This window comes from Pseudomonas sp. S30 (genome assembly GCF_016518545.1).
In the GTDB taxonomy this organism is placed as follows: domain Bacteria; phylum Pseudomonadota; class Gammaproteobacteria; order Pseudomonadales; family Pseudomonadaceae; genus Aquipseudomonas.
Genome location: NZ_JACVTO010000003.1, coordinates 69,534 through 93,575, shown reverse-complemented (window position 1 = coordinate 93,575; position 24,042 = coordinate 69,534). Strand labels below are relative to the sequence as shown.

Annotated in this window: 26 protein-coding genes; 6 read left to right on the top strand and 20 right to left on the bottom strand. The window is 66.8% G+C overall.

The annotated features are described in order from the left end of the window. Window positions 1–117: 117 nt before the first annotated feature. Together IAE34_RS04940 and osmE are read right to left on the bottom strand one after the other, a co-directional pair. Window positions 118–648, bottom strand: a complete 531-nt coding sequence (locus tag IAE34_RS04940) for a ferritin-like domain-containing protein (RefSeq protein WP_200137746.1) — start codon at window positions 646–648, stop codon at window positions 118–120. 48 nt (window positions 649–696) lie between these two features. After that, window positions 697–1,038, bottom strand: a complete 342-nt coding sequence (gene osmE, locus IAE34_RS04935; protein ID WP_200137745.1) for an osmotically-inducible lipoprotein OsmE — start codon at window positions 1,036–1,038, stop codon at window positions 697–699. A gap of 191 nt (window positions 1,039–1,229) precedes the next feature. Between osmE and IAE34_RS04930 the strand changes: the two genes are divergently transcribed. After that, window positions 1,230–1,511, top strand: a complete 282-nt coding sequence (locus IAE34_RS04930) for a PsiF family protein (RefSeq protein WP_200137744.1) — start codon at window positions 1,230–1,232, stop codon at window positions 1,509–1,511. Between the two features lie 70 nt (window positions 1,512–1,581). Further along, a complete protein-coding gene (locus IAE34_RS04925) occupies window positions 1,582–2,589 on the top strand; it encodes an AI-2E family transporter (RefSeq protein ID WP_200137743.1) in 1,008 nt (335 codons plus the stop codon). 34 nt (window positions 2,590–2,623) lie between these two features. Here IAE34_RS04925 and IAE34_RS04920 read toward each other — a convergent pair whose 3' ends face one another. Then, entirely contained in the window at window positions 2,624–3,895 is a 1,272-nt protein-coding gene (locus tag IAE34_RS04920; RefSeq protein WP_200137742.1) for an Hsp70 family protein, read from the bottom strand. 163 nt (window positions 3,896–4,058) lie between these two features. Between IAE34_RS04920 and cbpA the strand changes: the two genes are divergently transcribed. The 3 genes from cbpA to IAE34_RS04905 all read left to right on the top strand — a co-directional run bounded on the left by cbpA (window position 4,059) and on the right by IAE34_RS04905 (window position 5,763). Continuing rightward, complete coding sequence (gene cbpA, locus IAE34_RS04915; RefSeq protein WP_200137741.1) at window positions 4,059–5,024, top strand: curved DNA-binding protein; 966 nt, start codon at window positions 4,059–4,061, stop codon at window positions 5,022–5,024. Window positions 5,025–5,026: 2 nt separating this feature from the next. Continuing rightward, on the top strand, window positions 5,027–5,332 hold the full coding sequence (locus IAE34_RS04910) for a chaperone modulator CbpM (protein ID WP_200137740.1): 306 nt from the start codon (window positions 5,027–5,029) through the stop codon (window positions 5,330–5,332). Window positions 5,333–5,433: 101 nt separating this feature from the next. Beyond that, window positions 5,434–5,763, top strand: a complete 330-nt coding sequence (locus tag IAE34_RS04905; protein WP_200137739.1) for a thioredoxin family protein — start codon at window positions 5,434–5,436, stop codon at window positions 5,761–5,763. An 82-nt stretch (window positions 5,764–5,845) separates the two neighbouring features. Here the strand turns inward: IAE34_RS04905 and IAE34_RS04900 are convergent, their stop codons facing one another. From IAE34_RS04900 to urtA, 6 genes are all read right to left on the bottom strand, one after another. Then, window positions 5,846–6,361, bottom strand: coding sequence for a GNAT family N-acetyltransferase (locus IAE34_RS04900; RefSeq protein WP_200137738.1), 516 nt, complete (start codon window positions 6,359–6,361; stop codon window positions 5,846–5,848). 30 nt (window positions 6,362–6,391) lie between these two features. Beyond that, window positions 6,392–7,090, bottom strand: coding sequence for an urea ABC transporter ATP-binding subunit UrtE (gene urtE / locus IAE34_RS04895; protein WP_200137737.1), 699 nt, complete (start codon window positions 7,088–7,090; stop codon window positions 6,392–6,394). Between the two features lie 58 nt (window positions 7,091–7,148). Beyond that, a complete protein-coding gene (urtD, locus tag IAE34_RS04890; RefSeq protein WP_200137736.1) occupies window positions 7,149–8,006 on the bottom strand; it encodes an urea ABC transporter ATP-binding protein UrtD in 858 nt (285 codons plus the stop codon). Further along, window positions 8,003–9,082 (bottom strand): urea ABC transporter permease subunit UrtC, encoded by a 1,080-nt coding sequence (gene urtC, locus IAE34_RS04885; RefSeq protein WP_200137735.1) that lies wholly within the window; start codon window positions 9,080–9,082, stop codon window positions 8,003–8,005. Before urtC ends, urtD begins: the two co-directional genes overlap by 4 nt. Beyond that, window positions 9,082–10,569: an urea ABC transporter permease subunit UrtB gene (gene urtB / locus IAE34_RS04880; protein ID WP_200137734.1), complete on the bottom strand. Its 1,488-nt coding sequence runs from the start codon at window positions 10,567–10,569 to the stop codon at window positions 9,082–9,084. The genes urtC and urtB overlap by 1 nt, the downstream gene beginning before the upstream one ends. A 107-nt stretch (window positions 10,570–10,676) precedes the next feature. After that, on the bottom strand, window positions 10,677–11,942 hold the full coding sequence (gene urtA, locus IAE34_RS04875; protein ID WP_200137733.1) for an urea ABC transporter substrate-binding protein: 1,266 nt from the start codon (window positions 11,940–11,942) through the stop codon (window positions 10,677–10,679). A 520-nt stretch (window positions 11,943–12,462) separates the two neighbouring features. Here urtA and IAE34_RS04870 point away from each other — a divergent pair. Continuing rightward, window positions 12,463–12,756, top strand: coding sequence for a hypothetical protein (locus IAE34_RS04870; protein WP_200137732.1), 294 nt, complete (start codon window positions 12,463–12,465; stop codon window positions 12,754–12,756). A 38-nt stretch (window positions 12,757–12,794) separates the two neighbouring features. Here IAE34_RS04870 and cycA read toward each other — a convergent pair whose 3' ends face one another. The 11 genes from cycA to cbiE all read right to left on the bottom strand — a co-directional run bounded on the left by cycA (window position 12,795) and on the right by cbiE (window position 23,968). Beyond that, entirely contained in the window at window positions 12,795–14,201 is a 1,407-nt protein-coding gene (cycA, locus tag IAE34_RS04865) for a D-serine/D-alanine/glycine transporter (RefSeq protein ID WP_200137731.1), read from the bottom strand. A 225-nt stretch (window positions 14,202–14,426) separates the two neighbouring features. After that, window positions 14,427–15,794 carry a PepSY-associated TM helix domain-containing protein gene (locus tag IAE34_RS04860; RefSeq protein WP_200137730.1) on the bottom strand — a complete coding sequence of 456 codons (1,368 nt, stop codon included), beginning with the start codon at window positions 15,792–15,794 and terminating at the stop codon, window positions 14,427–14,429. Between the two features lie 58 nt (window positions 15,795–15,852). Further along, window positions 15,853–17,907 carry a TonB-dependent copper receptor gene (locus IAE34_RS04855; protein ID WP_200137729.1) on the bottom strand — a complete coding sequence of 685 codons (2,055 nt, stop codon included), beginning with the start codon at window positions 17,905–17,907 and terminating at the stop codon, window positions 15,853–15,855. Window positions 17,908–17,974: 67 nt separating this feature from the next. Then, entirely contained in the window at window positions 17,975–18,442 is a 468-nt protein-coding gene (locus IAE34_RS04850; protein WP_200137728.1) for a DUF2946 domain-containing protein, read from the bottom strand. Between the two features lie 19 nt (window positions 18,443–18,461). Beyond that, window positions 18,462–18,947 carry a copper chaperone PCu(A)C gene (locus IAE34_RS04845; RefSeq protein WP_200137727.1) on the bottom strand — a complete coding sequence of 162 codons (486 nt, stop codon included), beginning with the start codon at window positions 18,945–18,947 and terminating at the stop codon, window positions 18,462–18,464. Between the two features lie 42 nt (window positions 18,948–18,989). Further along, the gene (locus IAE34_RS04840; RefSeq protein WP_200137726.1) at window positions 18,990–19,376 is read right to left on the bottom strand and encodes a DUF2946 domain-containing protein; all 387 of its coding nucleotides are present in this window, start codon (window positions 19,374–19,376) and stop codon (window positions 18,990–18,992) included. Window positions 19,377–19,470: 94 nt separating this feature from the next. Next, window positions 19,471–20,325: an SPFH domain-containing protein gene (locus IAE34_RS04835; RefSeq protein WP_200137725.1), complete on the bottom strand. Its 855-nt coding sequence runs from the start codon at window positions 20,323–20,325 to the stop codon at window positions 19,471–19,473. Window positions 20,326–20,349: 24 nt separating this feature from the next. Then, complete coding sequence (locus IAE34_RS04830) at window positions 20,350–20,787, bottom strand: NfeD family protein (RefSeq protein WP_200137724.1); 438 nt, start codon at window positions 20,785–20,787, stop codon at window positions 20,350–20,352. Between the two features lie 154 nt (window positions 20,788–20,941). Beyond that, window positions 20,942–21,661: a cobalt-precorrin-6A reductase gene (locus IAE34_RS04825; protein WP_200137949.1), complete on the bottom strand. Its 720-nt coding sequence runs from the start codon at window positions 21,659–21,661 to the stop codon at window positions 20,942–20,944. Continuing rightward, window positions 21,658–22,764 carry a cobalt-precorrin-5B (C(1))-methyltransferase gene (locus tag IAE34_RS04820; protein WP_200137723.1) on the bottom strand — a complete coding sequence of 369 codons (1,107 nt, stop codon included), beginning with the start codon at window positions 22,762–22,764 and terminating at the stop codon, window positions 21,658–21,660. Before IAE34_RS04820 ends, IAE34_RS04825 begins: the two co-directional genes overlap by 4 nt. After that, window positions 22,757–23,968: a precorrin-6y C5,15-methyltransferase (decarboxylating) subunit CbiE gene (cbiE, locus tag IAE34_RS04815; protein WP_200137722.1), complete on the bottom strand. Its 1,212-nt coding sequence runs from the start codon at window positions 23,966–23,968 to the stop codon at window positions 22,757–22,759. The genes IAE34_RS04820 and cbiE overlap by 8 nt, the downstream gene beginning before the upstream one ends. Window positions 23,969–24,042: the final 74 nt, after the last annotated feature.

Genomic DNA, 24,042 nt, shown 5'->3' with positions numbered 1-24,042 from the left:
TCTCTGGAGGTTGGCTCACCCCGGCCAATGTCCTTGTCTCAGGCACGAAAAAGCCGCTCCTTGCGGAGCGGCTTGCGGTCATCCATAGCCCCGTCGCACACAGGGCCCTGGAAGCGCTTACAGGCCTTCGAGCAGGTCCGACATGTCGTCAGCGTGCTCTTCTTCTTGGGCCAGGATGTCTTCGAAGATGCGGCGAGTGGTCGGGTCCTTGTCGCCGATGTATTGGATGATCTCGCGGTAGCTGTCGATCGCGATGCGCTCGGCCACCAGGTCTTCCAGTACCATTTCCTTGAGGTTGGAGCCCGCCACGTACTGCGCGTGGGAGTTCTTGCTCAGGTTGTCGGGGTTGAAGTCCGGTTCGCCCCCGAGCTGCACGATACGCTCGGCCAGCTTGTCGGCGTGCTCCGATTCCTGGGTGGCGTGCTCGAGGAATTCCTCGGCGGCGACATTGGCCTTGATACCGCTGGCCATGAAGTAGTGGCGCTTGTAGCGCAGGGTGCAGACCAGCTCGGTGGCCAGCGATTCGTTGAGCAGGCGGATGATCTCTTCGCGATCAGCCTGGTAGCCTTCGGTGATAGCGCCTTGCTCGACGTTGGTACGGGCGCGCTGGCGCAGGGTATCGATATCGGTCAGTACGGTATTGCTCATGGGATTCTCCAGTCGAATCAGATTCTCGGGTCAGGGTATTGGAGAGGCTTAGGCGCCAGGCGTGGCCTTGCGGTCCTCTTCTCGTTGATTACAGGTCTTGAAGCCTTTGGCGTCGACGTGCCCGCTGGCATCGAAGCGCACGTAATAGGGCTGCTGCTTGCCATCCTTGTTGAGGATGTAGTCGTTGCAGATGCCACCGTTGGGCAGGTCGATCATGTTCGACGGGCTGCCGCCGATGGCGATGACTTTCTGCGTGGTCATGCCGTTCTCGACCTGCTTGACCAGCGGCTCGTCGCGGTAGGTCACGTAATCCACCGGGTTTTCCGGGCGGCTGCTGCAGGCGGCGAGGGCCGCGCTGGCGATCAGGATGGCCAGGGTCGCTTTGCTCATGGTCACGCTCCTTGCAAAAGGTCCGTTGCGGGTGGCTGTGAAACTTGGAACCGCATGACGCGCCAGGAGTTCGATTCATCAAGCTACGGGACGAGATGCCCTGAAACGGGACGTTCGGCGAGTTTGTAAAAAATCTTGTCTACACTCAGGCCACGAGCGCGCATTCGGCGCGCAGACAAGGAGACCACTCCATGAAGCTGCTGCATGTGTCATTACTGGTGCTGGGCATGTCGATCGCTGGGCAGGGATTCGCCGCCACGCCCCAGCAGGAGAAGATGAGGACTTGCAACGCCGACGCCACCACCCAGTCACTCAAGGGCGATGAGCGCAAGGCGTTCATGAGTCAGTGCCTGAAGAAAGCGCCGCCCACCCAGCAGGAAAAAATGAAGACCTGCAACGCCGACGCCACTGGCCAATCGCTCAAGGGCGACGAGCGCAAAGCCTTCATGAGCAGTTGTCTGAAGAAGAAGTGACCGGCGCCTATGCCTGTCGCCTGAAGGCTGGCAGACTGCGGATCTTCCCGCTGTCTGCCGCCGAGGCTGTATGACCTTCACACCCCGCCAGATCACCCTGGCCAGTTGCATCATCGTGATTGCCGGCCTGCTCCTGGCGTTGCCCCTGAAGTTGCTTCCCAGCCTGCTCGCCGGCCTGCTGGTGTTCGAGCTGGTGAACATGCTCACCCCGCGCCTGCAACCGCTGATCGCCGGGCAGCGGGCGCGCTGGCTGGCGGTGGCCCTGCTCGGCACCCTGGTGGTGGTCAGCCTGGCAGTGCTGATCGCCGGCGCCTTCAGCTTCCTGCTGCACGAGGCCGAGAACCCCGGTGCGTCGCTGGACAAGTTCATGGCCCTGGTGGAGCAGGCGCGCGGCCAGTTGCCGCCGTTCATCGAAAGCTATCTGCCGGCCAGCGCGGCCGAGTTCAAGGTGGCCATCGGCGAGTGGATCCGCAGCCACCTGACCGACCTGCAACTGGTGGGCAAGGGCATGGCGCACATGTTCGTGACCCTGCTGATCGGCATGATCCTCGGCGCGATCATCGCCCTGCAGCGCCTGCCCGACCTGTCGCGGCGCAAGCCCCTGGCCGCGGCGCTGTTCGAGCGCCTGAGCCTGCTGGTGCAGGCGTTTCGCAACATCGTCTTCGCGCAGATCAAGATCTCCCTGCTCAACACCGCCTTCACCGGCATCTTCCTCGCGGTGGTACTGCCGCTGTTCGGCGTGCACCTGCCGCTGACCAAGACCCTGATCGTGCTGACCTTCCTGCTGGGCCTGCTGCCGGTGATCGGCAACCTGATGTCCAACACCCTGATCACCATCGTCGGGTTGTCGCTGTCGATCTGGGTGGCGGCGGCCGCGCTGGGCTACCTGATCGTGATCCACAAGGTGGAGTACTTCCTCAACGCGCGGATCGTCGGCGGTCAGATCCGCGCCAAGTCGTGGGAGCTGCTGCTGGCGATGCTGGTGTTCGAGGCGGCGTTCGGCCTACCAGGCGTGGTGGCCGGGCCGATCTACTACGCCTACCTCAAGAGCGAGCTGCGGCGCATGGAACTGGTGTAGACGCGCATGTCACCAGCGCCGCAGGCTCTGGGTCTCAGATCACGCCATAGCGCTTGCGCGCCTCGATCGCCAGGCCGCTGCCGATGCTGCCGAAGATATTGCCTTCCACATGGCGGGCGTTGGGCAGCATCGCCGCCACGCTGTCGCGCAGCGCCGGAATGCCGCTGGAGCCACCGGTGAAGAACACCGTGTCCACCTGCGCGGCGCCGACGCCAGCCTTGGCCAATAGTTCGTCGACGCTGCCGCGCACCCGCTGCAACAGCCCGTCGATGGCGTCTTCGAACAAGCTGCGGGTGAGCGATGCGACCAGGCCCGCCTCCACGCGGTTCAGGTCGATGTTGCGGCTGTCGCGCTCGGTCAGCTCGATCTTGCTGGCTTCCACTTCCATTGCCAACCAGTGGCCCGCGCGCTGCTCGATCAGGTTGAACAGTCGATCGATGCCCAGGGTGTCCTCGATGTCGTAGCGCATGTTGCCCAGCGCCAGTTGCGACTTCTGCCCGTACAGCGCGTTGATGGTGTGCCAGGTGGCCAGGTTCAGGTGGTAGCTGGTGGGCATCAGGGCGCCGCTTTTCATGCGGCTGCCGTAGCCGAACAGCGGCATCACCCCTTGCAGGCTGAGCTGCTTGTCGAAATCGGTGCCGCCGATGTGCACGCCGCCGGTGGCGAGGATGTCGTCATGACGCTCGGCCACCCGGTGGCGCTGCGGCGACAGGCGGATCAGGGTGAAGTCCGAAGTGCCGCCACCGATGTCGACGATCAGCACCAGCTCTTCACGGGCGATGCCCGACTCGTAGTCGAAGGCCGCGGCGATGGGCTCGTACTGGAACGACACGTCCTTGAAGCCGATCTTGCGCGCCACCTCGGCCAGGGTGTCCTCGGCTTCCTGGTCGGCGGCCGGGTCTTCGTCGACGAAGAACACCGGGCGGCCCAGCACCACCTGCTCGAAGCTGCGCCCGGCGCTGGCTTCGGCCCGTTTCTTCAGCTCGCCGATGAACAGCCCCAGCAGGTCCTTGAACGGCAGCGCGCTGCCCAGCACGCTGGTGTCGTGCTTGATCAGCTTGGAACCCAGCAGGCTCTTGAGCGAGCGCATGAGCCGGCCTTCGTAGCCTTCCAGGTATTCGTGCAGGGCCAGGCGGCCGTACACCGGGCGCCGCTCCTCGAGGTTGAAGAACACCACAGACGGCAGGGTGATCTTGCCTTCTTCCAGGGCGATCAGCGACTCGACGCCAGGACGGTGCCAACCTACGGTGGAGTTGGAGGTGCCGAAGTCGATGCCAAGGGCGCGGGCCGGGGACAGGTCAGACATGGAGAAAAGCTTCCGGAGGCGAAACGGCCGCGCAGTTTATGCCAGTGGCCGGGAGAATCAAGGCCGATCGTCTGCCATATCGCAACCCCAAGCGAACCTTGAAAGGCTATGCTTGGCCCTTATCTTCAGATGCAACACGAACATTCACACTGGTGATCCTTAGATGGACTTCAAAGACTACTACAAGGTACTGGGCGTGGATCCGGCGGCGGACGAGAAGGCGATCAAGGCCGCGTACCGCAAGCTGGCGCGCAAGTACCACCCCGACGTCAGCAAGGAACGCGACGCCGAAGACAAGTTCAAGGAGGCCAACGAGGCCTACGAAGTGCTGGGCGACGCCACCAAGCGCGCCGAGTACGACGAGATCCGCAAGTACGGCGGCCAGCACGGCCGACCGTTCCAGGCGCCTCCCGGCTGGGAAAACCGCGGGGGCGGCGCTGGCGCTGGTTTCGAGGGCGGCGACTTCTCCGACTTCTTCAGCTCGATCTTCGGTGCCCGTGGTGGCAATCCCTTTGGCGGCGCGCGCGGCCAGCAACAGCAGCGCAGTGCCGGCAGGCGAGGGCAGGACGTGGAACTGGAATTGGCGGTGTTTCTCGAGGAGACCCTGAGCAAGGAGTCCAAACAGATCAGCTTTCAGGTGCCGCAGACCAACGCGGCCGGGCAGCGCACCGGCTTCACCACCAAGACGCTGAACGTGAAGATCCCGGCCGGCGTCACCGACGGCGAACGCATCCGCCTCAAGGGCCAGGGGGCACCAGGTGCCGGCGGCGGTCCCAACGGCGATCTGTTCCTGACCCTGCGCATGGCCCCGCATCCGCTGTTCGACGTCGAAGGCCACGACCTGATCATCACCGTGCCGCTGGCCCCCTGGGAGGCGGCGCTGGGCACCAAGGTGGCGGTGCCGACGCTGACCGGCAAGATCAATCTGACCATCCGCCCCGACAGCCAGAGCGGACAGCGCCTGCGGGTACCGGGCATGGGCCTGACCAACAAGCAGGGCGAGCGCGGCAACCTGTACGCCCAGCTCAAGGTGGTGATGCCCAGCAGCTCCGACGCCACCACCCGCGAACTGTGGACCAAGCTCGCCGAGCGGGCCGCGTTCGACCCGAGGACTCAATGGAGTAAGTGACCATGAGCAGCACCCTGATCGTTCGACTGGACATGCCAACCCTCTGCCAGGAAGCCGACCTCACGGCCGAGTGCGTGATCGAGATCGTCGAGCACGGCATCGTCGAGCCGTCCGGGCGAACGCCGGACGACTGGCTGTTCGACGACCATGCCCCGGTGAAGGTCAAGCGGGCGGTCAAGTTGCATCAGGAGCTGGAACTGGAGTGGGAAGGCGTGGCGCTGGCCCTGGAACTGCTGGAGGAAGTGCAGCAGTTGCGCAGCGAGAACAGCATGCTGCGCCAGCGGTTGGGGCGTTTCGTGCAGGGCTGAGCGGCGCACCCTGACAATTGTGTCAGTAGACGTGCGCCAGGCGCGACTCTAGCGTGAGGACTGCGGTATGAACCCTAGGTCCTTTCTGTGGAGCGTCAATCATGAGTGTGCTGACGATCGACCAAGCGCAATTCGATGACAAGGTGCTGAAGGCGACCCGGCCAGTGGTGGTCGAGTTCTTCAAGTACAAGGCCGGTGGCGTCGAGAACGCCAGCAAGCGCATGAGTACCGTGGTAGACGAGTGGGCATCCAGCGAGCATGGCGCGGACTTCTTCCGCCTTTCATTGGTCGACAGTCCAGCCATCGCGGAAAAATATGCGGTGCAGTCTGCGCCGACGTTATTGATCTTCAGCGCTGGGGAGCAGGTCGAGGAGCTGATCGGCTACTACGACATCGACCGCCCCAAGACCCTGTTGGCCCGGCATCTCTAGGCCGTTGCACCTGCGAGAAGGTTCGGCTCAGAGCTACCTTCGCGGCCTTGGGCGTCAAGCGCTTGGGCAAGTGAAGGACGTCTTACCCAGGCTGCTGCGCCGAGTCCAGCTTCAACTGCATGAATGTCAGGTCCAGCCAGCGCCCGAACTTCACGCCCACCTGGGGCATCTGCCCGGTGACGACGAACCCCAGGCGCTCGTGCAGGCGGATCGACGCAGCATTGCCGCTCTCGATGGCCGCGACCATCATGTGCTTGCCGCAGTCCCGCGCGCGCTCGATCAGCGCCTGCATCAGCACCGGCCCCAGGCCCCTGCCGCGCTGGTCGCTGCGCACGTACACCGAATGCTCCACCGTCAGGCGAAAGCCTTCGAACGGGCGCCAGTCGCCGAACGAGGCATAGCCCAGCACGCCGCTGGCATCGCTCGCCACCAGGATCGGATAGCCCTGCTCGGCGCGCGCCGCGAACCAGGCCTGGCGGTTGGCCAGGTCCACCGGGGTTTCGTTCCAGATCGCCGTGGTGTGGCGCACGGCGTCGTTGTAGATGTCGAGGATGCCGGCCACCTCGTCGGGGCGGGCATCGCGGATGTCGTGGCTCATGGCAGTGTCTCGCGAAGTCGAGGCCGCAGATTAAATGGTTACCAGCCCGCGCACACCTTCGGCCTGCATGTTTTCGCCTCGGCCACGCTGGACGATCTCGCCCCGGGCCATCACCAGGTACTGGTCGGCCAGCGATTCGGCGAAGTCGTAGAACTGCTCCACCAGCAGGATCGCCATGTCGCCACGCTGCGCCAGTCGGCCGATCACGGCGCCGATTTCCTTGATCACCGAGGGCTGGATGCCTTCGGTGGGCTCGTCGAGAATCAGCAGGCGCGGCCGGCTGGCCAGCGCCCGACCGATCGCCAGTTGCTGCTGCTGGCCGCCGGACAGGTCGCCACCGCGGCGCTGCTTCATCTGTTCGAGCACGGGGAACAGCTCGTAGATGAACGCCGGCACCTGGCGCGCTTCGCGGGCGGGGAAGCGTGACAGGCCCATCAGCAGGTTCTCCTCGACGGTAAGGCGCGCGAAGATCTCCCGGCCCTGGGGGACGTAGGCGATCCCGGCCTGGACCCGCTGTTGCGGCTTGAGCGTGGTGATGGGCTTGCCTTCCCATTCGATGCGGCCCTCGCGTGCCGGCACCAGGCCCATCAGGCAGCGCAGCAGGGTGGTCTTGCCCACGCCGTTGCGACCGAGCAGGCAGGTGACTTCGCCGACCTTGGCCTCGAACGACAGGCCGCGCAGGATGTGGCTGCCGCCGTAGTATTGATGCAGGGTGTCGATGTTGAGCATGGCATGGGTCCTGGTGAATGGGGTGAACCGTGAGGGGCCACCGCCGTTTCAGATCAATTCAACGACCGAGGTACACCTCGACCACCTGCTCGTTGGCCTGCACCTGGGCCAGCGATCCTTCGGCCAGCACCGAGCCCTGGTGCAGCACCGTCACGTGATCGGCGATGCTGCCGACGAAGCCCATGTCGTGCTCCACCACCATCAGCGAATGGCTGCCCGCCAACCCCTTGAACAGCTCGGCGGTGAACTCGGTCTCGGCATCGGTCATGCCCGCCACCGGCTCGTCGAGCAGCAGCAGTTGCGGCTCCTGCAGCAGCAGCATGGCGATTTCCAGGAACTGCTTCTGGCCGTGGGACAGCAGCCCGGCCTGGCGCGAGGCCAGGGACTGCAGGCGCACGGTGCTCAGCACCTGGTCGATGCGTGCACGCTGCTCGTCGCTCAGGCGCGCGCCCAGGCTGGCCCACACCGATTTGTCGGTCTTGAGCGCCAGCTCGAGGTTCTCGAACACCGTCAGCGCTTCGAACACCGTGGGCTTCTGGAACTTGCGCCCGATGCCGGCCTGGGCGATCTGGAATTCGCTCAGGCGCGTCAGGTCCAGGGTGTCGCCGAAGAACGCCGAGCCGGTGTCGGGACGGGTCTTGCCGGTGATCACGTCCATCATCGTGGTCTTGCCTGCGCCGTTGGGGCCGATGATGCAGCGCAGCTCGCCGACGCCGATGTACAGGGTCAGGGCATTGAGCGCCTTGAAACCGTCGAAACTGACGCTGATGTCTTCCAGGCTCAGCACCGTGCCGTGGCGGGTGTCCAGCCCGCGCTTGCGTGGCTGGCCCAGGCCGATGGCCTCGCGGCCACTGCCGAACTGATCGAACGCCGGCTCCAGCATGAATTCCGGATGCACCGCAGGCAGGCCTCTCATGGCTGGCTCCTTTTCTTCAGCAACCCCACCACCCCTTTGGGCAGGTACAGGGTGACCAGGATGAACAATGCGCCGAGGAAGAACAGCCAGAACTCCGGGAAGGCCACGGTGAACCAGCTCTTCATGCCATTGACCAGGCCCGCGCCGAGCAGGGGGCCGATCAGCGTGCCGCGCCCGCCCAGCGCCACCCACACGGCGGCCTCGATGGAGTTGGTCGGCGACATCTCGCTGGGGTTGATGATGCCTACCTGCGGCACGTACAACGCCCCGGCCAGGCCGCACAGCACGGCGCTGAGCACCCACACCAGCAGCTTGAAGCCGCGCGGGTCGTAGCCGCAGAACATCAGCCGGTTCTCGGCGTCGCGCAGGGCGGTGAGCAGGCGCCCGAACTTGCTGTGGGTCAGCCGCCAGCACAGCAGCAGGCTGCCCAGCAGCAGCGCCACGGTGAGCAGGAACAGCACCGCCCGGGTGCCTGGCGCGGCGATGTCGAAGCCCAGCAGGGTGCGAAAGCTGGTGAAGCCGTTGTTGCCACCAAAACCGGTCTCGTTGCGGAAGAACAGCAGCATGCCGGCGAAGGTCAGGGCCTGGGTCATGATCGAGAAGTACACGCCCTTGATCCGCGAGCGGAAGGCGAACCAGCCGAACACCAGCGCCAGCAAGCCCGGCGCCAGCACCACCAGGCACAAGGCCCAGGCGAAGTGCTGGGTGCCGGCCCAGTACCAGGGCAGCTCGCTCCACGACAGGAAGCTCATGAACGCGGGCAGGCCGTCGCCAGCGGCCTGGCGCATCAGGTACATGCCCATGGCGTAGCCACCCAGGGCGAAAAACAGGCCATGGCCCAGCGACAGCAGCCCGGCGTAACCCCACACCAGGTCCAGGGCCAGGGCGACGATGGCATAGCAGAGAATCTTGCCCACCAGCGTCAGGGTGTAGGCCGAGACCTGCCAGGGGTTATCGGCTGGCAGCAGGGAAAGCAGCGGCAATGCCAGCAATCCCAGCACCACCAGGGTGCCGAGGGTGAGGGTCAGCCGGGGACCGGCCTTGCGCGCGGCGGTGACAAGCAGTGGCTGGTTCATCAGTCGATTACCCGTCCCTTGAGGGCGAACAGGCCTTGCGGACGCTTCTGGATGAACAGAATGATCAACGCAAGGATGAGGATCTTGCCGAGTACGGCGCCGATCTGCGGCTCCAGCAGTTTGTTGGCGATGCCCAGGCCGAAGGCCGCCCAGAGGCTGCCGGCCAGCTGCCCGACGCCGCCGAGCACCACCACCAGGAACGAGTCGATGATGTAGCTCTGGCCCAGGTCCGGGCCGACGTTGCCGACCTGACTCAGGGCCACGCCACCCAGCCCGGCGATGCCCGAGCCCAGGCCGAAGGCGAGCATGTCCACGCGCCCGGTGGACACCCCGCAGCAGGCGGCCATGTGGCGGTTCTGGGTCACCGCACGCACGTTCAGGCCCAGCCGTGTACGGTTGAGCAGCAGCCAGGTGAGCAGCACCACCGCCAGGGCGAAGCCGATGATCACCAGGCGGTTGTAGGGCAGCACCAGGTTCGGCAGCACCTGGATGCCACCGGACAGCCAGGCCGGGTTGCTGACTTCGACGTTCTGCGCGCCGAACAGCAGGCGCACCGCCTGGATCAGGATCAGGCTGATGCCCCAGGTGGCCAGCAGGGTTTCCAGGGGCCGGCCGTAGAGGTGGCGGATGACCGTGCGCTCCAGCGCCATGCCCACCCCGGCGCTCACCATGAACGCCACCGGCAGCGCGATCAGCGGGTAGAACGCCACGGCGCCCGGTGCGTAGCGTTGCATCAGCACCTGCACCAGGTAGGTGCTGTAGGCGCCGAGCATCAGCATCTCGCCGTGGGCCATGTTGATCACCCCCAGCAGGCCGAAGGTGATGGCCAGGCCCAGCGCGGCCAGCAGCAGGATCGAGCCGAGCGAGAGGCCGCTGAAGGCCTGGCCGAGCAGCTCGCCGACCAGCAGTTTGCGCTTGACCTGGGCCAGGCTGGTCTCGGCAGCGATGCGCACGTTGGCATCGGTTTCCGCATCCGGTTGCAGCAGCGCTTCGAGTCGGGTGCGCGCAAGCGGGTCGCCGGTCTCGCCCAGCAGGCGCACGGCGGCCAGGCGCACGCGCGGCTCGCTGGCGCCCAGTTGCAGGTTGGCCAGGGCCAGGCCCAGCGCGGCATGCACCGCAGGGTCGGCTTCCTGGGTGAAGGCGCGGTCGAGCACGGCCATCTGCGCCGGCTGCGCGCTCTTCTGCAATTGCTGCGCAGCGGCCAGGCGCACGGCGGCGTCCCGGGCGAACAGCTGATGGCTGGCCAGGGCGTTGTCGATCAGCCCGCGCAGGCGGTTGTTCAGCCGTACCTTGCGCGAGTCGTCGCTGGCGACGCGACCTTCGCGCAGGTTTTCCAGCAGCGGCAGGCGTGCGGCATCGGGCTGCGCGGCCCAGCCCTCGAGCAGGTTGGCCTGCTCGGCGGGCTTGGCGGCGAGAAACAGTTCGGCCTCGCTGGCCTGGGCGGCCAGGGGCAGTAACAGCAGGAGGGTCAGCAGGAGTTTGAGCATGCGGCAGTCCTGGAAATCGACGGTAAAAGCTTCGCGGATGAACCTGCTGCCTCAGAGGCTGCAGCAGCGGGCACCGCCGCGAATGGGCCGCGGCGCGGCCCCGGGTCTCACTGGCCCTTCACCGGATGATCAGGCCGCTTGTCGTTGCCCGGAATGAACGGGCTCCAGGGCTGCGCCCGCAGTGGCTGCTCGGTCTGCCACACCACGCTGAACTGCCCGTCGTCCTGGATTTCGCCGATCATCACCGGCTTGTGCAGGTGGTGATTGGTGGCGTCCATGGTCAGGGTGAAGCCCGACGGCGCCGCGAAGGTCTGCCCGGCCAGGGCCTGGCGCACCTTGTCCACATCGGTGCTGCCGGCCTTCTCCACGGCCTGCGCCCACATGTGGATGCCCACGTAGGTGGCTTCCATCGGGTCGTTGGTCACCGCCTTGTCGGCGCCTGGCAGGCCCTTGGCCTTGGCATAGGCCTTCCAGTCGGCGACGAACTTCTCGTTCACCGGATTCTCCACCGACTCGAAGTAGTTCCAGGCGGCCAGGTGGCCCACCAGCGGCTTGGTGTCGATGCCGCGCAGTTCCTCTTCACCCACCGAGAACGCCACCACCGGCACCTCGGTGGCCTTCAGGCCCTGGTTGGCCAGTTCCTTGTAGAACGGCACGTTGGAGTCGCCGTTGACGGTGGAGATCACTGCCGTCTTGCCGCCAGCGGAGAACTTCTTGATGTTGGCGACGATGGTCTGGTAATCGCTGTGGCCGAACGGGGTGTACACCTCTTCGATGTCCTTGTCGGCCACACCCTTGCTGTGCAGGAAGGCGCGCAGAATCTTGTTCGTGGTGCGCGGGTAGACGTAGTCGGTGCCCAGCAGGAAGAAGCGCTTGGCGCTGCCGCCGTCTTCGCTCATCAAGTATTCCACGGCCGGAATCGCCTGCTGGTTGGGCGCCGCGCCGGTGTAGAACACGTTGGGCGACATTTCCTCGCCTTCATACTGCACGGGGTAGAACAGCAGGCCGTTGAGTTCCTCGAACACCGGCAGCACCGACTTGCGCGACACCGAAGTCCAGCAGCCGAACACCACCGCCACTTTGTCCTGGGTCAACAACTGACGGCTCTTCTCGGCGAACAGCGGCCAGTTGGACGCCGGGTCCACCACCACCGGCTCGAGCATCTTGCCGTTGACCCCGCCCTGGGCGTTGATCTGCTCGATGGTCATCAGCGCCATGTCCTTGAGCGACGTCTCGGAGATGGCCATGGTGCCGGACAGCGAATGCAGGATGCCGACCTTGATGGTCTCGGCGGCGTGCAGGCTCCAGCTCAGGCCCATGGCCGCGAGCGATGCGCTGAGGGTAAAGGCCTTGATCAGACTGCGACGCTTCATGTGCTCTCTCCGCTGGATGGGGGGTGATGCTGGTGCAGAGGGCGATTGCAAAGGCTGTGCCGTGGTGCGCGAAGCCTTGTTGCAGAGGGCCTGCGCTTCGATAAGGGGCGTGGACGAGGGCCGTGCTGGTGCAGGCGGCGACAGGATGCACCGGGGTGGGGCTGGGGGTGGGGTCAGAGTTTTCTGAAGATTTTTGACACATAACGGCCGGTTGAGTACCGTGCCGTGCCGCAGTAGATTCTGCGGTTCGGGATTGGCGTCCCGCCTACAGAGAGACCGAGCACCGCCGCTTGCTGCGATGGTGTTCAGCATGGCTGCACCCGTCATGGGCGGGGCCGTGTGTGGGAGCCTTCGGGCTCACCGGTTCTCTCTGTCCGGCACGCCAACCCGCACGGCTCCGCCCACCCATATTGGCGTATGGGCGCGGAGCGTCATTACGGAGAGCCGCAAGGAGAAGCACCATGCTCAAGAAGATCGTTCCAGATCCACCCGTCACAATCCTTCAGCGGGAGGGCCGGCCATGACGCAGAGCCCGCCCGAGACATTCAATCGCCACCGGCCCGTCACGGCCACCCTGCACTACGGCACCTGCCATCAGGCCCACGATCCCATCTGCACCGTACGCGCCGGCATCGACAGCGCCGATGCGCTGGTCTGCGCCCTCGCGGCGCTCAAGGCGGCGTATGAAACCAACGCCCTGGCGCTGGAACAGGTGGCCGAGCCGCTGCGCAGTCTGCTCACGGCCACCGAGAACTCGCTGGAGAAGGGCGTGGCCCTGACCGAGGCGGTGCTGGAGGGGTTGGAGCCCGCCTAGGCGTCCATGGGGGCCGCCGCGAGACGGCCCCAGCTTGCTCAGCCCTGACGCACGGCCCCACGCGCCTGGCGTTTCTTGCGCACGAACTGGTAGGTGATCGCCAGCAGCAGGAACCAGATCGGCGTGACCACCAGCGCCGAGCGGGTGTCGGCCTCCAGGCTCAGCAGCACCAGGATGAAGGCGAAGAACACCAGGCACACGCCACACATGAAGCGCCCGCCAGGCATCTTGTAGTTCGACCGTTCATGCAGCGCCGCGCGGTGCTTGCGGTAGCTCAGGTACGACAGCAGGATCAGCGTCCAGACGAACATGAACAGCACCGCCGACACCGTGGTCACCAGGGTGAAGGCTTCGATCACGTTCGGCACCAGGTAGATCAGCACCGCGCCCAGCAGCAGGCAGGTGCAGGAGAAGTACAGGCCGTTGGCCGGCACGGCGCGCCGCGACAGGCGCTCGAAGGCCTTGGGCGCATCGCCTTCCTGGGCCAGGCCGAACAGCATGCGGCTGGTGGAGAACACGCCACTGTTGGCTGAGGACGCCGCCGAGGTGAGCACCACGAAGTTGATGATGCTCGCCGCCGCCGGCAGGCCGGCCAGCACGAACAGCTCGACGAACGGGCTCTTGCCCGGCACCACGTCGCGCCACGGCGTCACCGCCATGATCGCCACCAGGGCCAGCACGTAGAACACGATGATGCGGATCGGGATCGAATTGATCGCCCGCGGCAGGGTGCGCTCGGGGTTCTTCGCTTCGGCGGCGGTGGTGCCTACCAGTTCGATGCCGACGAAGGCGAACACGGCGATCTGGAACCCGGCGAAGAAGCCCATCAGGCCGTGGGGGAACATGCCGGCGTCGTTCCACAGGTTGGCCAGTTGCGCGGTGCGCCCGCTCGGCGAGGTGAAGCCGGTGACCACCATGTACAGGCCGGTGGCGACCAGGCCGAGGATGGCGACGATCTTGATCAGGGCGAACCAGAACTCCATTTCGCCGAACAGCTTGACCGTCACCAGGTTCAGCGACAGCAGCACCGCCACGCAGGTGAGCGCGGGGATCCACTGCGGCAGTTCGGGAAACCAGAACTGGGTGTAGGCGGCGATCGCCACCACGTCGGCGATGCCGGTGACCACCCAGCAGAACCAGTAGGTCCAGCCGGTGAAGTAGCCGGCCCAGGGGCCGAGCAGGTCGGCGGAGAAATCGATGAACGACTTGTAGTTCAGGTTCGACAGCAGCAGCTCGCCCATGGCACGCATGACGAAGAACAGCATGAAGCCGATGATCATGTAGACGAAGATGATCGACGGCCCGGCCAGGCTGATGGTCTTGCCCGAGCCCATGAACAGGCCGGTGCCGATGGCGCCGCCGATGGCGATGAGCTGGATGTGGCGGTTGGTCAGATTACGTTGCAGATGCTGGTCGTCTGCCGGTGGAGGCGAGGTTGGGGTCATAGGCTGCATTCCGGTGAGGGTCAGTCTTTTTGTGAGCGAAAGTCGGTTAGGCTACCACGCTGCACGCCGAACGCGGGTGTGGCAGATCGGCACGATTCTGGCGGCGTGGTCGTCGGAAAGGGCTGATAGGTATCAAGGAATAGTCCGATGACTACCGCTTCAGTGCCGGGTACGCCGCGTACGCCGCGAACCGGTGCCGGTGCGGCGAACACTCGCTCGACACGATCAGGCCGTCAGCGCACGCCGGCTGCGCCGCAGCACCACACCGTCGATCAGCCACATCACCACCATCGACACCCCGACCAACGGAAACGCGACGCCCAGCACCAGCATGACGCCCACCGCCGTCTTCCAGCGTGGCAGGTCATGGCGCAGCCGAGGCACGCCCAGGCCGCCCTGGGGCCGGCGTTTCCACCACATCACCAGGCCACTCAAAGCGCCCAGCAGGATCATCAGGCACACCAGCAGGATCAACGCCTGGTGCACCGGCCCGTACATCCGCCCCTCGTGCAGCATCACCCCAAGCTCGGTGGCACGCGCCGCGGTGCCGTAGTCCTGCCAGCGCACATCGGCCAGGACCTTGCCGGTGTACTGGTCCACATGCAGGGTGGCGTCGTGACGCGGGTCGTCGGCGAACACCGATACGGTGAACACACCTTGCGCGGTGGTCGGCGCGGTGATGCTGTAGCCCGGCGCCACGCCACGGGCATCGGCCAGGTCCTGCACCTGTTGCAGGCTGACCTGCGGCGCGGCCGGCGCGCTGTGAGCCTGGCCGTGGCCCATGTGCTCGGCATGCGCGCCGGACACCGGCATGGGCGTGTTCTCCAGCGCCCACGGCACGGTCTGGCGATGCGCCGTGTTCAGCGCACCGGCCTGCTGGTCGGACACCGGTACCTCGGTCCACATGGCCGCCGGGAAGCGGTTCCACAGCGCGGCGTACTGCTTGCCCCACAGGCCGGTCCAGGTCATGCCGCTGAGCAGCATGAACAGCAGCAGGGCCGAGCCCCAGAAGCCGACCACCGCATGCAGGTCGCGCCACAGCAGGCGCCCGCGTGCCGTCAGGCGCGGCCACAGCACCCCGGCGCCGCTGCGTCCTCGCGGCCACCACAGGTACAGCCCGGACACCACCAGCACGATGCCCCAGCCCGCCGCCAGCTCCACCAGGCGGTCGCCGAGGGTGCCGATCATCAGCTCGCCGTGCAGGGCGCGGGCGATGGCTTGCAGGTTGCGCTTGCCGTCCTGGGCGCCGAGCACCCGGGCGCTGTACGGGTCGACGAACACGTTCAGCTCGCGGCCGGCGTCGTGTACCACGAACTGAGCGCTGCGCTCGGCGCTGGGCGGGGGCAGGTACTGGCCCACGTGTGCTTGTGGATAAGCCAGCCGCACGCTGGCCAGCAAGGTGTCGGCGCTCTGGCGCTGGGCACCGGCCTCGACCACCATCAGGTCGCGGTACATCAGCGGGTCGAGCTGCGGCTTGAACAGGTAGATGATGCCGGTGATGGCCAGCAGGATCATGAACGGTGCGACGAACAGCCCGGCGTAGAAATGCCAGCGCCAGGCCAGGTTGTAGAAAGAAGGTTTCGGCGTGCTCACGGTGTCTCCGATCGAAACAGGATGGGGCGCGGTCGTGGCCGCGCCCCGAAGGGTTGGGTCAGAAGCTGAAATCGACCTTGGTCCAGAAGGTTCGGCCAGGCTCGCTGACCGGCTGCGGGTCCGGGGCCGGGTAGCCGAAGCCGGCGTTGCCCGCCAGGTTCAGGTGCTCGGCGTAGGGCTTGTCGAACAGATTGTCGACCCCGGCGCTGAGCTTGAGATTGCCGTTGACCTTGTAGGCGCCATTGAGCGAGAACACCCCGAAACCGCCACTTTTTTCGTAGTCCTTGCCGACCACATTGCCCTGGTTCTCGGCGATGCGGTGCTGCGCGGCGACCACGCGCCACAAGCCACCGACGCTCCAGGCGTCACGGCTGTAGGTCAGGCCCAGCCGACTTTCCAGGGGTGGCATCTGCGGCAGGGCCTTGCCGTCGCTGCTGTTCTTGCCCCAGGCGTAGGCCAGAGTGGCGTCGGCCTTCCAGTGCTCGTCCAGGCGGTAGGCGGCGCCCAGTTCACCGCCCAGGATGCGCGCATCGATGTTCTGCGCCTGGGAGCTGCTCATGCCCATCATCCCGGTGCGGTAGTCGAACAGGATGTAGTCGCGGATCTGGCCGACGTAGCCCGACGCCCAGGCGTCCAGGCGCTCGCCCTGGTACTGGATGCCGAAGTCGAGCTGGGTGGTCTTTTCCGGCTTGATCGCCTCGAAGGCGTTGACCGAGCCGGCGGGGCCGCGCTTTGGCGAGAACAGCTCCCAGTAATCCGGGAAGCGCTGGGCGTGGCCCAGGCCGATGTAAGTAGTGGCGGGCAGGGAGGCGAGGTCGTGTTCGTAGCGCACGAAGCCGCTGGGCAGGGTGTCGGCGCGGGTGTCGCCGCCGGTAGCGCTGGCCTGGCGGAAATCCCGTGCCGAGGCGCGGTCCAGACGGGCGCCGCTGATCAGCCGATCCTGGCCGGTGGCGTACCAGGTCAGTTCGCCGAACACGCCGTAGTTATGGAAGTCGGCATCCTTGGTCCATGGCTGGCCTTTGTGCGCATCGATACCCATGCCGCCGCGCGTGCGGTGCTCGTTGGTCTGCGCGTCCAGACCGCTGATCAACTGCACGTCGGCCCAGCGCCAGGTGGCCTTGAGGCGCGCGCCGAGGGTGCGGCGATCGACGTTGCTGACCATCGGCATGCCCATCATGCCGCTGCCCGAGGGGGTGCGCAGGCTGTAGTTGTCCATCACATGGTCGGCGTAGTTGTAGTAGACCTGCGCCTCGACCTTGTCGAGCACCTCACCCAGGTTGGATTTCTCGAAACGCAGGCCCAGGCTTTCGCGCTTGAACTGCGAGCCGTCCATGCCGCGCCCGGCGTATCGGGCTTCGCCATCGCCCTTGCCGGCGGTGAGTTCGAGCAAGGTATCGGCATCCGGGGTCCAGCCCAGGGTGAGGTCGCCGTTCCACTTGTCCCAGCGCGACGGCACGGTGTCGCCGTGGCCGTCGTGGTAGTCGTCCGAGCGCGACTGGTTGCCGACGAAGCGGGCGTAGCCCTGGTCGTTGCCGGCCGCCGCGTCCAGCACCTTGTCGAAGCGGCCGTTGGAGCCGGTCAGCAGGCTGGCGTTGACCCGGCTGCCGAGGCTGCCGAATTTCTCCGGCTCGCGCTCGAAGAGGATGGTGCCGGCCGAACCGCCCGGCCCCCAGATCACGCTCTGCGGGCCCTTGATGACGGTCAGTCGGTCGTAGGTTTCCGGCGAGATGTACGAGGTGGGCGCGTCCATGCGGTTGGGGCAGGCGCCGAGCATCACGCCGCCGTTGGTGAGGATGTTCAGGCGCGAGCCGAACATGCCGCGCAGCACCGGATCACCGTTGGTGCCGCCTGAGCGGATGGCGGAGAAGCCGGGGATGGTCTTGAGGTAGTCGGCGCCGTCGCTGGCCGGTACGGGCTGGCGCGGGTCCTTGGGGTTGGTGACGATGGTCAGCGGCGAGCTAGGGGCCACGGCGGTGATGACCGTGGGGCTCAGCTCGGCGCTGTCGTGGTCCTGCGGGACGGCGGCGACGGCCAGTGCCAGGGGGCTGAGCAGCGAGCCGCAGAACAGGGCGAGGGTGCGCGGGAGCGCGGACATGGGGGTGCAGCCGGACATAATGATTCCAGTCGATCAGTCGTGAGGAAGCGCGAGGCCAGTGGGCCTCGGACATGCAATGGGCGGTTCAGACGACGATCGAAGGTGGCGGCGCCCGACTGCGCGCACCGGGGAACACGGCGTGCAGGGCATGGCCCTGGCGGGTGGGAGCGCTACCCGGCACCGGCGGCGGCACACGGCTGGCGCTGAGCGGGCTGAGGGTCTGGGGCAGGGCGGGGCAGTTGAACAGCAGGCTGCAGTAGCCGCAGCGTTCCCAGTCGGCGTGCAGTTGGCCGTCGTGGCAGTGCTCGGCCGTGCTCGCTTCGACATGCTGACCAGCAGGGTCGATTACCGCCGGCGCGGCAGGCGCCATGGGCATGCGCATGTCCATGTCCATGGGCATTGACATACCGGCGTGATGATCCATCGGCATCGACTGGGAAACCAGTGGTCCGATGAAGATCATCCACATGGCGAACAGGCTCAGCCAGCCGCCACCGACGCGCCTGCGATCAGGGCGGGTGCTGCGGGCCGAGCGCAGTCGCGACAGGCTCATGGCCAGCGCCGATCAGCGATCAGTGGGCGTGATCGTGCCCTGCGGGCTGGTCGGCAGGCGCCTGCTTCTGCACGGCGACCTGCACGGTGACGTCGCCGGCCTTCTCGAAGTGCAGGGTGAGCGGGAAGCGCTGGCCGTCGCCGAGCAGGCTGCGGTCCTTGGGCTGCATGAGCATCACGTGGTAGGCGCTGGGGGCGAAAACCAGGTCCTTGCCGGCCGGCACCACCACGCTGTGCACCTGCTGCATCTGCATGGCGCCGCTGCTGGTCTTGACGTGCTCGTGCAGCTGGGTGTCGTCGCTCAGCGGGCTGTCGGCGCCCAGCAGGCGGTCATCGACCGGCCCGTTGTTATGCACCACGAAGTAGGCCGCGACATTCGGCGCGTTCGGCGGCAGTTGCAGCGACCAGGGATGGACGATGTGCAGCTCGCCGGCGGTGTATTCATGGGCGTTGGCGAAAGCGCCGGGCAGCAGCAGGGCGGCCAGGACGAGGGCGTGCTTGAGCATTGGGATTCTCCGGTCTGATCAGGTTCGGGAACGGCAGGGAACTCAGGCCAGGGGAGAGGCGCGCGGATTGAGGGCCGGCCACTGCTGGCGCGGCGTGGGTTGGTGCGTGGCGAGCGGCGGGGGTGGGCTGAAGGCCACCGGTTGCGGGCCGTGCATGCGCAGCGGTTGGCCACCCAGCGCCAGCATCGGCGCACCACCGGAGCAGCACCAGCAGTGCTGCATGTTGGAATGGGCATCCTGCTGGCCGAGGTCGATCTTGGCCAGGCCCTGCACGTCCAGCGTGGCCTTGCCGCCGCCGCTGGAACAGAAGGCCCCCCACAGCAGCTGCTCGGCCGGGCCCTTGGGCGCGGCAGAAGACAGCGGCATGGCCAGCAGGTTGAACAGCACTGCAAGGCAGGCGATCCAGGCGATGTGCCGACGTGGGGGCATGGAGAGATCCGGTCAGGAATCAGGGGGCTATTGTACGGCGCAGTATAGGGAAAAACGCCCCGGTGCGGTGATCTGCCGCAGCGGGGCGCCGGCTTCAGCCCTTGGCCCGGCCCAGCAGGCCGCGCACCGTTTCCTGCAGGTCCGCCGGCAACACCACCACCTTGGCGTTGCCGCTGCCGGCGAGGTTTTCCATGGCGCCGATGTAGCGCTCGCCCAGCAGGTACATGGCCGGGGTGGTCTCGTTGCCCACCGCCTCGCGTACCAGCGAGATGGAGCGTGCCGAGGCTTCGGCCAGGCTGATCTGCGCTTCGGCGTCCAGGCGCGCGGCCTGAAGCCGCGCCTCGGCCTCCAGAATGGCTGCCTGCTTGGCACCTTCGGCGCGCGTCACGTCGGCCTTTCGCTCGCGTTCGGCAGCGGCCTGGCGCTCCATGGCCTTCTGCATGTTTTCCGAGGGCTTGATGTCCTGAATTTCCACCGAGCGCACGGTCACGCCCCAGTCTTCGGTCTGCTCGGACATCGCTTCGCGCAGGCGCGCCTTGATCTGCTCGCGGCTGGACAGCGCCTCGTCCAGGTCCATGGCACCGACGATGGCGCGCAGCGAGGTCATGGTCAGGCTGGTGACGGCGAAGGAGAAGTTCTGTACGCCGTAGGAGGCCTTCTGCGGGTCCACCACCTTGGCGAAGCACAGCGCATTGGCGACGATCACCGCGTTGTCGCGGGTGATGATTTCCTGCTGCTGCACGTCGAGGATGATGTCCTTGGTCGGCAGGCGGTAGGCCACCACGTCCATGTACGGCACCAGGATGTTCAGGCCGGGCTTGAGGGTGCTGTGGTAGCGGCCCAGGCGCTCGACGATCCACTCCTCGCCCTGGGGCACGATGCGCACGCCCTTGAACACGGTGATCAGCACGAACAGGGCGATGGCGCCGACGACGATGAGGCTGGTCATTGCTAGCTTCCTTTCAACGGGGGTTCAGGGGCGGGTGACCCGCGCGATGTTGCCTTCGATGGCCGCCAGGCGTACCCGCTCGCCGGCGGCGATGTCGGTGTCGGCGACACAGGTCCATTCTTCGTTGCCCAGCACGGGCTTCTGGAACCGCACGCGGCCTTTCTGGAATTGCGACACGCTGGCGGTGAGCAGGCCCGCTTCGCCGATCACGCTGTCGGCGGTCCAGCGCACGTCCGGCTTGCGGTTGCGAAACAGCTTGAACCATACCAGGGTGGTGAGCGAGGACAGGATCACCCAGAGCAGCACCTGCAGGTCCAGTTGCAGCGTCGGCGCGGCCAGTGCGATCAGCCCCACCAGCACGGCGCCGATGCCGAACCAGAGGATGAAGAAGGTCGGCAGCACCAGTTCGAGCAGGATCAGGGCGATGCCGAAGACGAGCCAGATCCACCATTGCATTTCCATATGGGCAGGGCCTTGGGCTGAGGGAGAACGAAGTTTACGGCACTGTGTCGATCAAGACCATTCGGCGCCCGGCCGCTTGCGGAAAACCGGACCGATCCGCTGCCGTTGGAGATTTTTCTCACGGCGTGGCCAGGCGATGTCGTCCATTGCAGCGTCAGAGCATCAAGGCGGCCTTCAAGGCGGCCACCGAGGCGAACTGCCTATCCACCTCGGGCAGCGCCGGACGCTTGAGCACCAGCACCGGCAGCCCGAGTTCGCGCGCCACCTGCAGCTTCGGCTCGGTGGCGACGCTGCCGCTGTTCTTGCTCACCAGCACGTCGATCCGCCGTTGGGCGAACAACGCACGCTCGTCATCCAGGTGAAAGGGCCCGCGGGCGCCGATCACTTCGCAGCGGGCATTGCCGGGGCAGGCCTGCAGGGCGCGCAGGGTCCAGAACTGATGGGCGGGGATGGCTTCCAGGTGCTGCAACGGCTCGCGCCCCAGGGTGAACAGCGGCCGCTGGAACGGCCTCAGCGCCTGCATCAATGCGGCCCAATCCTCGACATCGCGCCAGTCGTCCCCCGGCTGCGCCTGCCAGGCCGGTCGTCGCAAGGCCCAGCACGCCACGCCGGCGGCCCGCGCCGCGAGTGCCGCATTGGCGCTGATGCGGGCCGCATAGGGATGGGTGGCGTCGATCAGCAGGTCGATACGTTCGGCTCGCAGGTAGTCGGCCAGGCCTTCGGCACCGCCGAAACCACCGACCCGCACCTGGCAGGCCAGGTCGTCGGGCACGCGGCCGATGCCCGCCAGGCTGTAGACGTGGGTGGGGCCGAGCAGGCGGGCCAGGGCCAGGGCCTCGGTGACGCCGCCGAGCAGCAGGATACGTCCCGTCACCATGGCCGTGGCGCCACACCGGCCGTACCCACCACCCCGCCCTGGCGGTCGATGGCGAACACTTCCACCTGTACCCGCGCCGGCACCACGCTGCGGGCGAAGGCCAGGGCATGGGCGCAGACCGCATCGCCCAGGGCCACCCCGGCAGCATGGGCCAGGGCCAGCGCCTGCTGGCTGGTGTTGGCCGCGACGATCGAGGCTTGCAGCGCCGAGTCGGCGCCGATGTCGGCCGCCCAGCCGGCCAGCTGCGGCAGGTCGATGCTCGAATGGCGGCTGTGCAGATCCATGTGCCCGGCGGCCAGCTTGCTGATCTTGCCGAAACCGCCGCACAGGCTCAGGCGTGCCACCGGCACCTTGCGCAGGTGCTTGAGCACGGCGCCGACGAAGTCGCCCATTTCGATCAGGGCCATTTCCGGCAGGCCGTAGACCCGGCGCATGGTGTCTTCGCTGGCGTTGCCGGTGCAGGCGGCGATGTGCGTGCAGCCATTGCTGTGGGCGACGTCGATGCCCTGGTGGATGGACGCGATGTAGGCGGCGCAGGAAAACGGCCGGACGATGCCGCTGGTGCCCAGGATCGACAGCCCGCCGAGAATGCCCAGCCGTGGGTTCATGGTCTTGAGTGCCAGTTCGGCACCGCCCTGGACGTTCACCGTGACCTCGAAACCGCCGTCATAGGCGCAGTGCTCGGCCAGGCGCTGCAGGTGCTCGCCGATCATGCGCCGAGGCACCGGGTTGATCGCCGGCTCGCCCACCGCCAGCACCAGGCCGGGGCGCGTCACCGTGCCCACGCCGTGCCCGGCGAAGAAGCGCACGCCCGGCGTGGCGCTCAGGCGCACCTGGCTGTAGAGCAGGGCGCCATGGGTCACGTCAGGGTCGTCGCCGGCATCCTTCAGGGTGCCCGCCTCGGCCTGCTCGCCGTCACCGCGACAGAACTCCAGGCGCATCTGCACCTGCCGCCCTTTGGGCAAGGTGATCTGCACGGCATCCATCGCCTGGCCGGTGAGCAGCAGGCGTGCGGCGGCGAGGCTGGTGGCGGTGGCGCAACTGCCGGTGGTCAGGCCGCTGCGCAGGGGCGCGGGCTGTTCGCGGGTCTCTTCACGCATCGACGGGCTTGACCACCTCGAGCAGGGTGATCGGCAGGGCCTGGCGCCAGGTGTCGAAACGACCCAGTGCCTGGGCCTGGGCCACATGGATACGGGTCAGCTCGCCGCCATGGCGCTCGCGAAACTGCGCCAGGGCCAGCTCGCTCTGCACGGTCACGGCATTGGCCACCAGCCGCCCGCCCGGACGCAGCTGCGCCCAGCAGTGCGCCAGCACGCCCTCGGCGGTGACACCGCCGCCGATGAACACCGCATCGGGACGCTCCAGCCCCTGCAATGCCTCGGGCGCCTTGCCGCGCACCAGGTGCAGGCCGGGCACGCCCAGTTGCTCACGGTTGAATTCGACGAAGCCCTGGCGGCCCTCGTCGGCCTCGATGGCCAGTGCTCGACAACTGGGGTGGGCACGCATCCATTCGATGCCGATCGAGCCGCAGCCGGCACCGACGTCCCACAACAGCTCGCCCGGCTGTGGTGCCAGGCGCGCCAGGGTGATGGCGCGCACGTCCCGCTTGGTCAGTTGGCCGTCGTGGCGAAAGGCGCTGTCGGGCAGGCCGCAGATCGGCGACAGGCACGCCGCGTGGGGCGTGGCCTGGCACTCGATGGCCACCAGGTTGAGGGCGGCGAGGCGGGCATGGGGCCAGTGTTCGGCGGTGCCGCTCAGGCAGCGTTCCTCGGCGCCGCCCAGGTGCTCGAAGACCTTCAGGCGACTGGGACCGAAGCCACGCTCGCGCAGCAGCGTGGCGATGGCGGCGGGGCTGTCGCCGTCGTTGCTCAGCACCAGCAGGCGCACGCCGCTGTAAAGCTGGGCGTTGAGCGCGGCCAATGGCCGCGCCACCAGCGACACCACCTGCACCTCCTGCAACGGCCAGCCCAGGCGCGCAGCGGCCAGGGCGCAGGAGGAGGGCATCGACAGCACGCGCATCTGTTCGGCGGGCACCTGGCGCGCCAGGCTGGCGCCGACGCCGTAGAACATCGGGTCGCCGCTGGCCAGCACGCACACCGGCTGGCCGCGCAGCGCCAGCACCGGTGCCAGGGAAAACGGGCTCGGCCACGGCTGGCGCTGACCGACCACGCAGCGCGGCAGCAGCGCGAGCTGGCGCGGGCCGCCGAAGAGGATCGACGCGCCCAGCAGCGCGCGCCGGGCCTGCTTGCCCAGGCCGCTGAATCCGTCTTCGCCGATGCCTACTACCGTCAGCCAGGGGGCCATGTCTCGATTCCGTCCCGATGGGTTGCTCGACCGCCGGCTTTTCATGCGGACGGACAAAGCAGGCATAATACCGC